The following is a 15,509-nucleotide window of genomic DNA, read 5'->3' on the forward strand; positions in this document are numbered from 1 at the left end:
GGTGTTTTTTATAAATGCTTACTGCCCATGCTGTATTCTTTGAATTCCGCTTGGTCCACAGGTTTGAACAAAAGCTTTGAAAACATGTACAACCCGTTTTTCCATACTTTGAAATCATGGACTCCCGGTTCAATATAATAGATGTGCGGTACGTCATTTTCTACCAAATATTCATGGGTTCGCTCACTGAATCGGATGAGGTTGTCTGCATCACCACATGATATAAAGAGCAATTTCAATTTGTCTTTGGCGGCCTGAGGATCGGGGACGAGAACTGACGGCTCTTTGGTATTGGGGGCTGAAGAGAATCCACCTACCCAGGCAAATTTGTCAAGATTGCCGAGTCCGAAATTCAGGGATTGACCGCCTCCCATCGACAACCCTGCAATTGCGCGGTTTTCCCGGTCTTTGAGAACAGGATATTTCTTTTCGATAAATGGAATCAGGTCATTCAACAAATCCTTTTCAAAAGTCGCAAAGGCTTCGACTTTGTCAGGAGCCATGATATTGCCGGTAGCCCTGTCATCCTTCATGGCGCGGCCGTTTGGCATGACCACAATCATGGGTTCAAGCTTCCCGTCCGCATACATGTTGTCTAGGATTACCTGCGGCTGTCCGTGGGTAAGCCACTCTTTTTCGTCTCCACCGATTCCATGAAGGAGATAGAGGACAGGGTATTTTTTACTTTTGGAGTAAGAGGGAGGGGTATAGATGATTGCCTTTCGGGTGACCCCGACTGTTTTGGAATTATAGCTGATGGTATCGATTTTTCCTTTGGGGATGTCATTTCTCACAACGTCAAAGCCTTGTGGTGCTTGTTTTTCCAAGTTTTGGGCAATCCCATTTCCGAAGGTGATTATCATGCAGATAAAGAGATAAAGAGTTTTTTTCATAGGATGGAGGTTTTGGGAGGTGTTAATTGGTCAAAGTTTTTGAAGTCAATGCAGGTAATATTTTATCGATTTAGGCCTGAGAAAATATATTTGTATATAGATCAACCTCGATAGTCCTGCAAATCAATTGTGGAACTGAACTTTTCCGGCCTTGTCGAATATATTTAAAGTTAATTCGGTTGTAAGTAATTTAAAATTAACCCAATTTAAATAGCAAGATGCGCTATGAAATAGAGAAAAAAATACCGAACACCATGGTTACCCAAAATCCATGATAGATATGAAATGTTTACCAAATCCTTTCAAAACTTACCAAAGCAGTTTTTCGGAATTGAGATTGCTGCAATAATTAGATTTTTATAGCTAATTTTTGGATTCCAAATAAACCTGTTAAACCCATGACCTTCAAAATAAATCCGAAAGCTATTTTTTGGGGACTGTCAGTCCCTTTGGTATTTGTCATGATGCGATGCACTTCCTCTGCTCCTGATTGGGATCAGAAAAATAAGGAACTCATTCAACAGTATGGTTTGACAGAAAGAAATCTTACCCTTCCGGAAACCACCATAGCATCCAATCTTGAGGCTGCTCAGCCAAAAAAGATTGAAAGCATTGAATCCGTTGAACTCTATCCCGGTGTGATGGCAAAAGTGTTTTGGGGAAGCGGTGCGATGGGAAGTTTTGTAGAACTTGAGCCTAAAGCAGTCATTCCTGAAGAAATTCTTACTGCCGATAGGATCATGATGGTCATGGAAGGCGAGGTTCAGCAATTAATCAATGACTCACTTACAGAAATGGTAGCTATCAAGAGGCAAGCTCCTGATGGGGTGAATGGAGGTACTCCAAGAGCGGATATTGTCTATTTGGAAAAGGGTAGTAAAAATGCCCTGACAGCAGGACCAAATGGTGCCAAATTGCTCGAAGTCTACAGTCCATTCCGTATTGATTATCTTCAAAAAGCCGGTGCAAAAGACCTTCCTGCGGAAATGGCAGACATAGAATCCCCGCAAAATTCCAACCTGAGTCCAAACAAAGTGTATGACCTCTATGACATACAGCTTACTGAACTTGCACCCGGAGCTTTTACGAGATTGATTTCCGGCAAGAACATGTTGCTGAGCTTTGTATCCATGGATCCTGATTCGGTATTTGCCCAACATATCCATCCCGAGGAGCAGATGATGATGGTACTTAGGGGGTCTGTGAATCAAATTTTGATGGATGAAAAGAAGCAGATGGGAATCAATGAGATCGTCCGAATCCCGGGAAATATGGTGCATGGATCTGAAATCGGTGAACTAGGCGCTGATGTGATGGATATTTTTTGGCCTTCCCGAGCTGATTATCTGGAAAAAGAAAAAGAGAAAATTGCTGCCTTTCGGGCCATTATTCCTGAAGATGCAAAGTTGGAATTGCTGATTGATGGAAAGAAAACCCAACCTGAACTGTTTTTTACCGAAGGACCAAAATGGATGAATGGCAAAGTCTATTTCTCCAATATGTTTTTTGACAAGGATTTCAATGCAGACCCAAAAAGGAGTTCGACAGTAGAAATGGATCCTGATGGAACTTACCGCAACATCACAGCAGGCAAGATGCAGACCAATGGACTTTATCCTTACAAAAACGGAAACCTGATCGTCTGCGACATGATGGGACATCAGGTTGTCGAAATGACCACAAAAGGGCAGGTGGTCAGGGTTCTTGCAGACAAATTTGATGGAAAACCAATCGATGGACCCAATGATGTCATCACGGATTCCAAGGGAGGTTTTTACTTTACTGATCCGCAATTCACCATGGAACCTGAGAAATTCCAACCCGGACGTGCAGTATATTATGTGTCTCCAAAGGGAGAAATCTCAAGGATTACAGAACCCAATGAATTTGCCATGCCAAATGGGATATTGTTAAGTCCTGATGAAAAAACACTTTATATCAACAACTGCTACGACAAAGAATCTTGGTTTCCGGTCCAAAGTGAAAAAGATAATTTTATCTGGGCTTACGATGTGAATGAAGACGGTTCGGTCAGCAATGGACGGAAATTCGCAAAAGTATTGCTCAATGGAGATGTGCTAGACAGGAAAGGGAGATCTTCAGGTGCAGATGGGATGGCTATCGACAAAGAAGGGAATGTCTATGTCGCCACTTATAATGGCGTGCAGATTTTTAACAACCAAGGCACCTATGTCGGTATGATCAATTTGCCATCTTTTCCGGTCAGTCTTTGCTTTGGAGGAGATGATATGAAGACACTGTTTATAGTAAGCTTCAGTAAAGTCTACAAGATCAAGACTAACAAGGAGGGGTATGTGAATTATCTGTAATTGGTAATCGGATGTTTATTTATGTTGAATAGATATTAATTGATACTGGATATTTATGGATATTAACCACAGCTGAAACGCTTATTTCTGAATCAATATCTACTAATATCAATTAATATCATTTTAAATATCCATCAATATCATTTCCAATATCCTTTCAATCACCAAGTCCTCTTACTCATCACCTGATCCAATTCTGCGGCAGTCATGGTTCCTAGTTCAGGATGTTTTTTTAACCAAGCCAGAAATGCTGCTTTGATTTCAGGAGTCCATTGGCTGTCGATTTCACCCGTGCTATAGATACCCTCGCGAACCATTTCGAAACCAAACTGGTCTTTGCGGATAACAAACTCGGCTGTGCTGACCACCTGCTCCGCCATGTGTGCCGGAACAAACAGCACGCCTTCAATGGTTGCGATAACCAAGTCACCCGGAAGTACAATGGCATTTCCTATTCTGATTGGGGTATTAAGTCCCATCAGGACCATTTCCTCTGTAAATGATGGATGGAAGTCACGGACGAAAGCATTGAATCCTTTGATATTCCGGATTTCCTGAAGGTCTCTCGCAGCCCCATCAAAGACAACACCATTGCCTGATTTGCTTAATATAGAATTTGCAAGGGTAGCGCCCATGATACCTCCTCCGGAAATTTTGCCAAAGGCGTCTGCTACATACAGGTCACCTTTGGTTAGGATATCGATGGGCCATGCATTGGTATTTCCTTTTCTGCCTTGGGAGGCTCCATGGGCTTTGATATTTTTTTCTACATCCGGACGGCTTGGCATATACATGGCCGTTACTGCCCGCCCGGTCATCAGGGTATCGTTGACCGTTTTCCAACCTCCTTCATATTGGTTGAGATAGCCTTCGTTTTTCAGAACAGTCCATGCATCGTCCACCATGATGTGTTTTGCCCGCTCCAAAAGGTCATCGGAAATCTTTGGCCGACCATCAGCAAACCGTTCCCCTTTCCATTCTGAGGTTAGGAATATGATTTCTTCTTTAGAGATAGTTTGTGCCGAAACGGGTTTTGTCAACGAGACAATTACCATTGAAAAAAGTAATAAATAGAATTTCATAATTAACTTGGTTTATGTTTTTCTTAGAAATGTAAATATCTCATTTCTGATCATCATCCCCCATTACCTCATAGCCTTTCCATTTGAAACTTGTGGCAAGACCCGATGCGGCAGGCCACGCAATTTGGTGCTGACCGCTTGCAACCCATTTTCTGCGGCTTGCTTCTGTATCAAACTCAATCATGATCTGATAATTGTGGGAGGTCTGTTCTGCTTGGATTTCCTTAGAAATGGTTTCAGGGAATATCCTCAGCAATTTGGAACTGAGGTAACCCTGCTGCACTGTCATGGCAGGAACATAGATCGAATAATACATCTGCTCAAAGGCCTTTGCATTTTCGGCTGGCACGACAAATTCCATCTGAAGGGCAACGGATTTTGGTTCGACCAGTGGTTTTTGGATCGCCAATCCTTTTTGTTTGGAAGGCGCAATTCCGATCACCAAAAGTTCCAGGTCTTGCGTTCCGGTATTAGATAAGGTCAGGCTTTCACCCAACAGGCCATAAAATGCATCATTGGCTTTGATGTTTCCATTTTCCCCGCCCAAAGCAATTGTTCCGGTTCCTTTGGTTACATAATATACTTCTTCAAAACCTTCCAATTTTCTGCTCACCCCTTTACTCCCGGCAGGAATCACCACATGATCGACATGGTTCCAGTCCGTGCTAAATACTTCAGAACCTAGAATCCTGCGGTACAAGACGTTCTCTCCAGCATAGGCAGGATTGTTTGGTTTCATTTTTTCCTTTTCCAGCCTTCCATTTACAAAAGTCGGAACAGGATCCAATGTGGCTCCGACTCGGGTATCTCCCAAGTCAAAGGCATCGGTTTTTCCTTTGGTGCGGCTTACAGCAAAGTTCATCCAAGTCAGACTTTTGTCAGTGGAATTATAGATCGCATGTGAATCACCCATTTTGCAGGGAACGATGGCGGGGGCTTTGATTTTTGAGGTTTTACCATTGACAGTAAATTCGGCTTCACCATCCAGTATGACAAACATCTCCTCAATCGAATGGTGGAAATGGTGTCCTATTCCGGATTTGGCTTCAATCTTTCCTGCATGGAGGTAAAGGAAGTTGGTTGAAAGCTCAGTTCTCCCTATCAATTGGGTAAATCCCATTTTGCCTGCACCTGCATGGACCCCGGTTAATTCCCGGTATTTGGCAGGATCATTGGGGATAATCCGGTCCTTAAGTGATTGCGCCGCTACCTGAAATGTCAGGAAAAAGGAGATTAAATAAACAAGTTTCTTCATAGTATGTCTGGGTTTTGATGGCGTCGTTGAAATGTTAATTATTTAATTAAAGAAATTTAGAATTAACTTCTAAAATATGAAAGCTAGGTTGCCGATAAAGCGGTAATCCAATCAATTCTTGCTTAAAGTATGAAATGTCCGATACATCCGTCTTCCGTCTTCGGTCTTCCGTCCTGTTTGAATTTGTATTTCAGGTTACCGGCTAATTATAGGATGATCTTTTTATTTTTCATTCGGAAGTGCATAGACAATATAGCCCTTCGGCAAAGCACCCTCCTTCTTGGAATGGTTATAACTGTCCTTTGCGAAATTGGATGTAGCATTGATGACAAGGTATTGTTTACCGTTTAGGGTGTACATACTTGGCTGGGCATTTGATTCGTGGCTAAGGGTTTCCTCCCAAAGGATATTTCCATTCTCCCCATCGAATGCATACAATTTCCCTCCTTTTGCGGTAGCAAATACAATACCTGTGGAAGTGACGACCATGCCTTTTCTCAATACACCTCCCGGAGCGCCTTTGGACTGATCGCCCTGCACATAGAGCGAATCCTGACCGACCGGTTTGCTCCATTTGATGGTGCCATTATTTAAGTCATAAGCCAATAAGGATGACCATGGAGGTGCTGCCAATCCTGGCCATTCTAGTCCATATTCGGTAGTATAGCGAACATCAGGGTGCTCAACTCCTTCAGGATAGTCTGACATCGGAGCTCCTTTGACTGAATCTGGTGTTATCTTTGCACCACCAGAAGCCACCACATTGCCTTCCGGTGTTTTGGTTTCTGTATTTCTTCGGAAATTGAAAGTGGCTGGATTTCCTCCTAGATACCGGTAAAGTGCCTTTAGCGTCTCTTCATCCACATGCACAAAACCCGGCATCTGCCCACGGCCATTGATGACTGTACTTCTGAATTCATCATAGATCACGTGTTGGCCTACATTCATTAGCGAAGGTCCGACACCTCCCGACATATCTTCACCATGGCAGGTTTTGCAGGTAGTGGCATACATGGTTTTTACCCTTTTCAGTTCATCGTCTGATAAGTTTATTTTGGGAGGTTCAACTTTGTTGAGCTTGTATATCGAGGCATGCTCTTGGGTCAGGATGTACATGATCCCATTTTCAGGATCAGCAGCCGTATTTCCATAATTGGAACCACCCAAGGCCCCGGGCATCATGACTGTTTCATATCTGTCAGAAGGAGGGATGTATAAGCCCGATTTTGCGGCCGCAAGTTTGTTGTTCCAAACTTGTTTGATGCTATCAGGAAAATATGGATTTAGAGTCTCTCTCGTGACCTCATGCTTTGTAAAGCGTGGAAGTGATGAGATAGGTTGGGTTGGCCAAGATTCCTCACCCGGCATTTCACTTTTTGGAAACGGTTTTTCTTCGATAGGAAATACGGGTTCACCTGTTACTCTGTCAAAAACAAAGACAAAACCATGTTTGGTTGCCACTGCGACTGCATCGATCTCTTTTCCATCCTTCTTTACAGTCATCAACTGGGGTGCCGGCGAAAGGTCATAATCCCACAGGTCATGGTGGACGGTCTGGTAATGCCAGATTCTCTCCCCAGTTCGTGCATTGATGGCTACCAATGAATTTGCAAATAAATTGCTGCCGATCCTGTCCGCGCCATAATAATCATAAGTCGGTGAACCGATGGGCAAATAAGCAATGCCTCGCTCTGGGTCTACAGAAATTTCGCTCCATACATTGACGCCACCTACGTATTTGTAAGCGTCTTTTGGCCAGGTTTCATACCCGAATTCTCCCGGATGAGGGATGGTATGAAAAGTCCAGACTTGTTTGCCCGTGACAACATTATACGCGCGGATATGGCCAGGAGGGGAAAAGTAGCTTTCTCCCGGCGCTGAACCCAATATCAAAAGGTCATCAAATAAAACACCGGGCATCATGGCCTGCATTCTCCTGATGGAAGTCGGGTCCCTGTCAAGTCCTTCCCTTAGATCCACATAGCCGTTGGTGCCAAAATTGAGAATAGATTGGCCGGTAACTGCATCGATAGCCTGAAGGGTATTGTTGATGGTGAATAATAAGCGCTTGTCAGTTTTATCCTTGCTTTCCCAATAGTTGATCCCCCTTCTTGTGATGCCATTCAAGTTGGCATGGATCCAAATTTCTTTTCCTGTGACCACATTGACAGCAATCAGGGAGGAGTTTTTTCCCATCAGGTACATAGTAGTGTCGACGATGATAGGGCTGAAGAAATAGGGTGTTTCGTCTCCCGTAGGAAACATCCATGCTACTTCGAGTTCCGATACATTTTCTTTGGTGATTTCTTTGGCATTGAAAAATCTGGATTGGTCGGGAGATCCTCCATAATGCGTCCAAGAGGTATGGTGATCTGAATCTTCTTTTTTACAACCGGAAAATAATCCGATAGCCAAAAGAATGGCAAAAATCAATAATGATAAGTAGCCTGGTTGTTTTGGGTTGTGTAACATTTGGAAATAAGGTTAATAGGCACTTTGTATTTTGATTTCACAAATTCCTTTTATGGAACGTTTGGATTTTGTGACAATATGCAGGATTAAATATATGTTCAGAATCAATTACAGCAAAGAAGGTCAAAAGGAGTATTGACCGCTTGTAATTCTTTTAGTGTAAAATTGACACTAAATACCTGATTTAGGGGGATTATGGATTAAAATTCAGGATGCTGAGGGGTATGTTGTAGAAAATACAGTCCCTTTAGGGACAATATATGGGTAGGATGAATTTTAATTTTGGTGTTTTTCCGTGCCTTTAGGTACGGAATACATTTTGTAACTAAAGGCTCAAAAGCCATCCTTTGGATCGGATTATTTTACCGAGATTATTTCCCATAAAGGGACTTTGGCCATAATTGTTGAAGAGAAAAATTCCGAAACATGCCAAAGTAGTTTTATTTTGTACTGCCTTTAAAAGGCTCATAAGTCATCCAATCTACCTCCAGTTCGAATGGCTGAATAGGCTTTTCAAGAGAACTTGGATTGGTTTCCACAGCCCAATCTTTGGTATGCCAAAAGTTCATTCTGTACTTGGTACGGTGTTGAGGTATTCCTATGGTAGTGCCGTGATAATCCCATAACACTATCTTCTCACTACTGACAGGATGAATCATCCACCAAGTGATGCGGTCCTCATACCAATCAAAACCATAAGTATAAAATTTTGCCGAAGCGTCATAATCCTCAATGGCCTCAATGGTTGCAGGCTGATTTTGGATTCCTGATAATGGGGTCCTAAAGCCTGTATCGCTTTCCCTGCAAATCGTCTCATAGACAATTCCTTTGGCAAGGTTGATGATGCGACCAACTCTCCTCAGCGCACCGGATTGACCGGTCCATGTGCCAACATATATGATCGTGGGATCGGCAAGCAGCCACTCAAAGTCAATCTCACTCAAACCGGGAGCGCTATCTACATGGTAGGTGAAATAGCCGACGACTGCACCCACGTTAGGCTGAATGGATTTTGCCTCAGGAACTTTCAGACGCGCAGAGTAAGTCCCAAAATGCGTGAAGTCATTTGAGATGATTTCCGGTCCCCGACCTGCTCCTGCATTTTCTTCTGGATCCAATTTAAAAGAAAGGATTTTGGTACGGGGCTCTGAAGGAGAGTTTACCCCAAGTTTATATTTGAATTCAGATTTGTTTCCGGTTGAGCCATATCTAAAGTGGACAGAAGTAGAATCCGAAAAATCCTCCTTAAATGAACTGTGATACTTGTCTGTTTGGGAAATGGCAATGAAAGGAATTAAAAATATAAGTGTTGAAAGGATATGTTGTTTCATAATGGCTTCCTGATTGCGGTATATCCAAATCTACAAATAAAATGTAAGAGGTGTTTTGGCTTATCTTCCGCTAGGTGAAGATTGTTCCTTTACCTTTTTATTTAGTGGGATTTGTAATTCAAATGGCAGGGAATTACCTTTCGAATAGAGCTTTTTCTTAGAAAATAATTGAAAATTGTTTAAATAGAATAGTGAATTAGATCCCAAGCGCTAGCAAAACTAAATGGTAACCAATACTATAACGAGGCAGAATAAAAGAAATGAAGGTTACGAAACTTGTTGAATGGGTTTTATTAATTCCGGTAAATCTCATCGCCTGGCTTTTACTAATTATTATTGGGTTAGGGAATATTGCAGTAATCGTTGTAATTTTCCTTTTAGCTCCCCTTTCAATTTTAAACTTGATTAGGAAGATTTTTCCTGAAACCGGACAAGAGGTGGTAATTAGGTTTTTCTTTAGTTGGTATGATTTGGTATTCTATCTACCAGGTGCTGCATTGTCGTATTTTTTAATTGTTAAACTGGTTTATCCATTTTCAAAAATGGCATTTCTTAATTTCGTGATTTGGCCGATGAAGGATTTTTTTAAAAAGCAGTAAATCTACGGCTATGCGTAATTTGCAATTACGTCTTATTATGAATTTGAATTTGTAATTCAATAAACTAGGATTATCTTTCGATAGAGGGTGTTTTATAATACACCAATTTTAAATTGGTTAGGATAAATGGGTGTAATTGCAAATTACACCCAGTCCACCAACAATCGCTATACTACATCTAGGTGGGTTAAAATGAAAAGAAAATCAAATGGTTGAAAAAGGAATGTATCGTCCAGAGAATGTCGAACAATTTAGAATCATAATAATTAGGATATGCACAGTAATAGATGCTTTTTCTAAAGAAATGATTTCAGCTGGAATATCCTTAAATTTGCCTCAAAAAGTAGCAAATAAACTCTTGCTAAGAACCCGCTCAAACTTAGAAGCAATAATTTGTCTTTTAGATGTTTATAAAGAACAAACATTTATATTTCATTCTATAGCACACATTTATAGAACACTTCTAGTTGATTTTCTGAATTTTTGCTATTTGATGTCGTTTCATGATTCTAATGAGCTTAGTTTTTCTTCATTCAAGAACGAATATGATTTCTTCAATAGAGATTATTTGAATGCCCTTTTAGAAATGGATGAATTAGAAAAGCAAATTCCTCAAGAATGCCCAATGTATAATTATGTAAATAAGAGTGAGGAAAAAAGATCAGAAAACTTAGTTCAGCTAAAGACTTTTTTTGCTCATTTGTTTAGAAATGATGACATAACCCAAAAGCTAAAAACTGCTGAAGAGCTAAGGGCTACCTCCAAAAATAATTTATTTGAAAATAATGATGTTAGAAAAAGCCCAAAAGAATCTATGTTGAGTGAAAAATATAAGTTCCGTCGTATTCTAAGATCAAGTTTCAAAGAGTATGCAGATATATTTATTTACTACAAATATTTTACTCAACAACATCATTTCTCTGATCATTCAAACTTACATGCAGGACAAAATTCCTCAGATGAAAATTACCACAATCTCGTTTGGTGTACCTTTAGGATATTGGATTTTGTGAAATTTCAAATTCAAATAATTGTGGGGGATGATAGGTATGAAGAATCAATACTCAAAATAAAATTACAAATGGAAAATTGCATTCGCTAGGTGCAGTTTTTAAGTACACCTTTCTAGTTTTTGAACTATTAATTCAACTCGGGCATGTCTTTTTTTTAATACCTTTCTAAAATCCAATTTCGAGATTAGAAAATGCGGACTACTTGTCGAAAGTAGTTTCTGTTTTAGACGAATTTGTTAATTCGACTCCTTTTAATTTTTATCAGGTAGGTCGGTTATTTGGATAGCCAAATAGCATCCCAATACCATTAATAGAAAAAAAAGGGAGGAATTTGAAATCCACCCTTTTCGGTAAAATAACCCACAGCAATCACTTACTTCGGCACCGCATCATTTGCCGCAGTGGCATACAATCCGAGCAGGGTTCCGGTAAATCCGCCTGCGACATTGGTGGATAAAATATCTCCCGAAACCACACCTCCAAGATTTTTCATTGCGCCGCCATCAATGCTATAGCTGAATTCATGGTCATCTCCTTTTGCTTTTACTTCAAGTTGGATGGGTCCTTTTAACTCAATTTTTTGGCTGGCGATGATAGTTGAAGTTCCTTTTTCAGTCCTTTCAAGGACGATAAAGATGTCGCTTCCTTTTTTGGTGACCCCAAAGACATAATGGAATTTCTCACTTTGCAGACAGGTAATTCCTGCCAGATCTTTTTCTGAAGCAGGTTTATAATCCATGGTGGTGGAAAAAGAGAAATCTTTATGTTGCTGCCGGTAGAATAAGGTAGAGATGGGTTTTACCTCTTTGATGTTCACTGCAAATGGTTTGATCTCTACACCAGTTTTGGTAATGGTCATAAAATCCTCTCTCGGACCTCTCAAACCGATCCATCGGTAATCCAGCTTGTCTGATTTGAATTCTTCGGTGTAGGTAAAATTGCCATTGGGAAAATAGCCATCCTTTCCTGTTTTGTTTTCTGTCACGCCTTTAGGCATTTTGATTTTGGGTTCCATCGGAATCAGGCCATTCTCAAATACCGGAAATTCTCCTGACCAATCCACCGGCAAAATGAAAGTCTCACGGCCTGAATTCACCCTATCTTTGGTATTTGGTCTGATTCCCAAAAAGACTCCGTAGTATTTGTCATCCGGTCCCAAAACCAGATCCGCATGTCCTGCCCAATCCACTTTGTTTTTTCGGTCTTTGGCAAAATACCTTTGGGTTAAGATCGGATTGCTTGGAGCGGGAATGTAAGGTCCTTTTGGATTGTCACTTACAAAAATCACTTCGCTGTGCCAGCCACCTGTTCCGCCTTCAGCGCACATCAAGTAATATTTTCCGTTCTTCTTATAGATATGTGGCGCTTCGATCCAAATCGGTTTTTGTTTGATATCCACCCCACCATCAACAATGATCTTGTCAGTTCCCTGGATGACTTGGTCAGCAGCCATATCATATTCCCAAATTTTGATCACGCGGTGACCATTGTAGAGTTCTTTTCCTTTGTCGGGGGCATCATTGTGGACGACATATGCTTTTCCGTCCTCATCAAAAAATAGGGCAGGATCAATTCCTGAAAAATTAAGTTTGTTGGGATCGCTCCACCCTTGTTTTGGGTCTTTTGTTTTTACGACGATATTCCCCATTCCTCCGGAAAACTGGGTAGTAATCATGTAAAAAGTGTCGTTGTATTGGTTGTATAGAATATCAGGAGCGTAAATACCGGCACTGATTCCTGAATCTTCTACTTTGAGTTGGGATTTTCTGTCCAGTACGTGACCGATTTGGGTCCAATTGACCAGGTCTTTGGAATGGAAAATCGGTACTCCGGGAAACATGGCAAAGGAAGAATTGACCAGGTAATAATCATTTCCTTTTCTGGTGATGGAAGGATCCGGATAGCAACCTTGAAGTATGGGATTGTAAAATTCATCTGCTTCCAATGGATAATCTTTGTACACTTGGTCATTTCCCTGATAGACTGCTTGGGAGAAAATTGGCGAGTTGCTTTTCTGGCTGAATGCCCCCGAAAAAGTCAGCAAAACTGTCAATAGAGATAATAGAATAGGTTTTGGGTTTTTCATATGAATAGGTTTAAGGTTAGAAACTGTTTTGGAATACTACTTGGTCAAAAATTCAAATACTCTTCAAGTATTCAAAAATACCCAATATCCCTCAATATCTTATTGTTTGAAAATCATTGCTCACCATTTCAGGATTTTCAAAACTTCCCAAAATCCTCATTCAATTCCCATAAATAACCTTTCCCATCTGATCCGATCCAAACCTGTCGATTCTACATTTTTTGAAAACAAAACCATGACCGGTTTGCCGACGATATGGTCCTCCGGGGCAAATCCCCAATACCGGGAGTCGATAGAATTGTCCCTGCTGTCTCCCATCATAAAGTAATAATCCTGATTGAAGGTGTAATTGGTTATAGTTTTTTCACCGATTTCCAACTTCCCGCCAGATATTGCCACTTTATCCTGACCTTCATACTTCTCGATCAATTCCCCATAAAGGTCCAAAGTCGTTGCATTGATTGGTATTTGCATTCCTTTTTTCGGAACTGTCACAGGGCCGTAGTTGTCTTTGGTCCAAAGATTTGCCATGGAGGAGGGGAATAATTCCAAACCTGATTGGGTGTCGGAAGGAGGGTGAATGGAAATATTGAAGGGAGCTGATTCTATTTTTTCCAACTGTTCCGCTGTCAGCAACAGGCTGTAGACGGGTGTATTTTCTTTAGTATATCCGAGGAACCAATAATCTTCGCTATCCAAACCGAATGCCTCTAAGTGGTGGGATTGAAGCGGATATTCGGTCAACATTTCATAGCGGAATTTCATACCGGGAGGATTGGGCATCGCTTTTCCATTGACAAAAATCTGTTTGTCCCGGATTTCAAGTACATCACCGGAGATGGCCACACAGCGCTTGACCAGGTAAGTCATGAGGTCCATCGGCCTTTCTGTGGGGTCAAGCAGGTCTTTGGGAGCGTTGAATACTACTGTTTCGCCTCTCTGTACCCCTCTCATTCCCGGAAAGCGAAAAGTGGGGAGTTGGATCCAATCCAGGTAAGAGGGAATTTCTGTTCCCCAAATTTTCTGATGGGTTAAGGGTACCTGCAAAGGCGTGGTGGGGGTTCTTGGACCGTAATGGACTTTGCTCACGAGGATATAATCGCCTACCAAGAGGGAATTTTCCATTGAGCTGGTCGGGATTACAAATGCTTCCGCCAGGGACCAACGGACCAAAGTGGCGAATACAACTGCAAAGACTATGGCATTTCGCCATTCAGTCAGGATAGGTTTTTTTTCTGTCGTAGAGGATTTCATGGCAGGGGAAAATTTGTTGGTTGAAAATGTTAAAGACTAAAAATAGGAAGTCAAAAAGTCAGATGCTATTCCAAAACCCTGATTTAAGGCTATTTAACAATTGACAATCGGGGGTAACCCAATATGGGAATTCCTAAACATCCAAGTTGAAAGCAGCGAAGTGTCTCAAGATTAAAAAGTACATGTTGTCAAAATCCGAATCTGATTTCCCAAAATTCTAATCAATCCTTATCCCAAGGCCACATCCAAAATCATCATGACGGTAAATCCCAACATGAATCCCAACACTGCCAAATCAGTGTACTTGTCGCGCTGTGTTTCGGGAATAACCTCTTCGACTACAACATAGATCATCGCGCCTGCAGCAAAGGAAAGTGCATAAGGCAATACATTCTGCATGTGGATGACCGCAACAGCACCCAAGACACCGGCAACAGGTTCTACGACAGCGGATAACTGTCCGTACCAAAAGCTTTTTCTCCGGCTTACTCCCTGTCTTCTCAAGGGTGCAGCGACAGCCAAGCCCTCGGGAAAATTTTGGATGCCTATACCGATAGCCAAAGCCACTGCTGCAGAGATACTCGCCCCTTCCATGCCGTTGGCTGCTGCGCCAAAAAGAATTCCTACCGCCAATCCCTCAGGGATATTGTGGAGTGTGATTGCCAAAAGCAGCAAAGTAGACCTGTGCCATTTGGTGGCGACACCTTCGGTCTCTTCTTTGTTGAAGTTGATGTGGAGGTGGGGCATGAGCTTGTCCAGCCCAAATATGAAAAACCCGCCCAAAAGGAAACCGATCGCAGCCGGCAACCAAGGCATAGTCGGATACATTTTTTCAGAATGCTTGATACTCGGAGCCAAAAGTGACCAAAAACTCGCCGCAATCATCACCCCTCCCGTAAAACCGAGCATGGTGTCAAAAACCGCCCTGTTGATGGTTTTGAAAAAAAAGACTAAAGATGCGCCTAAGGCAGTCAAAAACCAGGTAAACAAAGTCGCAAGCAAGGCGGCTTTGACCGGTCCAATCTCAGTTGCATAAATTTCAATGGATTCAAGCATTGGAAATTGTTTCCACAAAATTATCCAAGTTTTTTGAATAGTAAGAAAAAAAGAAAAAGGTAGTAAAGAATCAATTCTCCCCGATAATTAAACCTTGGTACATATTAATATTTTGAATGGCTCCAATCATTAAAATCC

10 protein-coding genes and 1 pseudogene are annotated in these 15,509 nt (G+C 41.5%); 3 read left to right on the top strand and 8 right to left on the bottom strand.

The window, feature by feature from the left end; genetic code table 11:
- Nucleotides 1-26: 26 nt before the first annotated feature.
- Nucleotides 27-863, bottom strand: a pseudogene (locus tag MMU05_RS04665) (alpha/beta hydrolase); the annotation flags it as partial.
- Nucleotides 864-1,291: 428 nt separating this feature from the next.
- On the opposite strand from MMU05_RS04665, the gene MMU05_RS04670 reads away from it, so the two are divergent.
- Nucleotides 1,292-3,223, top strand: coding sequence for an SMP-30/gluconolactonase/LRE family protein (locus MMU05_RS04670; protein WP_241140512.1), 1,932 nt, complete (start codon nucleotides 1,292-1,294; stop codon nucleotides 3,221-3,223).
- A gap of 161 nt (nucleotides 3,224-3,384) precedes the next feature.
- Here the strand turns inward: MMU05_RS04670 and MMU05_RS04675 are convergent, their stop codons facing one another.
- The 4 genes from MMU05_RS04675 to MMU05_RS04690 all read right to left on the bottom strand — a co-directional run bounded on the left by MMU05_RS04675 (nucleotide 3,385) and on the right by MMU05_RS04690 (nucleotide 9,363).
- A complete protein-coding gene (locus MMU05_RS04675; RefSeq protein ID WP_241140513.1) occupies nucleotides 3,385-4,305 on the bottom strand; it encodes an RraA family protein in 921 nt (306 codons plus the stop codon).
- A 40-nt stretch (nucleotides 4,306-4,345) separates the two neighbouring features.
- Entirely contained in the window at nucleotides 4,346-5,560 is a 1,215-nt protein-coding gene (locus MMU05_RS04680) for a cupin domain-containing protein (RefSeq protein ID WP_241140514.1), read from the bottom strand.
- Between the two features lie 222 nt (nucleotides 5,561-5,782).
- Nucleotides 5,783-8,032, bottom strand: a complete 2,250-nt coding sequence (locus MMU05_RS04685; RefSeq protein WP_241140515.1) for an outer membrane protein assembly factor BamB family protein — start codon at nucleotides 8,030-8,032, stop codon at nucleotides 5,783-5,785.
- 440 nt (nucleotides 8,033-8,472) lie between these two features.
- Entirely contained in the window at nucleotides 8,473-9,363 is an 891-nt protein-coding gene (locus tag MMU05_RS04690; protein WP_241140516.1) for a glycoside hydrolase family 16 protein, read from the bottom strand.
- A gap of 260 nt (nucleotides 9,364-9,623) precedes the next feature.
- Between MMU05_RS04690 and MMU05_RS04695 the strand changes: the two genes are divergently transcribed.
- Together MMU05_RS04695 and MMU05_RS04700 are read left to right on the top strand one after the other, a co-directional pair.
- The gene (locus MMU05_RS04695; protein WP_241140517.1) at nucleotides 9,624-9,962 is read left to right on the top strand and encodes a hypothetical protein; all 339 of its coding nucleotides are present in this window, start codon (nucleotides 9,624-9,626) and stop codon (nucleotides 9,960-9,962) included.
- 208 nt (nucleotides 9,963-10,170) lie between these two features.
- Nucleotides 10,171-11,064, top strand: coding sequence for a hypothetical protein (locus MMU05_RS04700; protein ID WP_241140518.1), 894 nt, complete (start codon nucleotides 10,171-10,173; stop codon nucleotides 11,062-11,064).
- Nucleotides 11,065-11,348: 284 nt separating this feature from the next.
- On the opposite strand, the gene MMU05_RS04705 is transcribed toward MMU05_RS04700, so the two are convergent.
- The 3 genes from MMU05_RS04705 to MMU05_RS04715 all read right to left on the bottom strand — a co-directional run bounded on the left by MMU05_RS04705 (nucleotide 11,349) and on the right by MMU05_RS04715 (nucleotide 15,371).
- On the bottom strand, nucleotides 11,349-13,061 hold the full coding sequence (locus MMU05_RS04705) for a glycoside hydrolase family 43 protein (protein WP_241140519.1): 1,713 nt from the start codon (nucleotides 13,059-13,061) through the stop codon (nucleotides 11,349-11,351).
- Nucleotides 13,062-13,217: 156 nt separating this feature from the next.
- Nucleotides 13,218-14,315, bottom strand: a complete 1,098-nt coding sequence (gene lepB / locus MMU05_RS04710) for a signal peptidase I (protein ID WP_241140520.1) — start codon at nucleotides 14,313-14,315, stop codon at nucleotides 13,218-13,220.
- Between the two features lie 228 nt (nucleotides 14,316-14,543).
- Nucleotides 14,544-15,371, bottom strand: a complete 828-nt coding sequence (locus MMU05_RS04715; protein ID WP_241140521.1) for a ZIP family metal transporter — start codon at nucleotides 15,369-15,371, stop codon at nucleotides 14,544-14,546.
- Nucleotides 15,372-15,509: the final 138 nt, after the last annotated feature.

The sequence above is a fragment of the Cognataquiflexum rubidum genome (genome assembly GCF_022538115.1).
In the GTDB taxonomy this organism is placed as follows: Bacteria; Bacteroidota; Bacteroidia; order Cytophagales; family Cyclobacteriaceae; genus Cognataquiflexum; species Cognataquiflexum rubidum.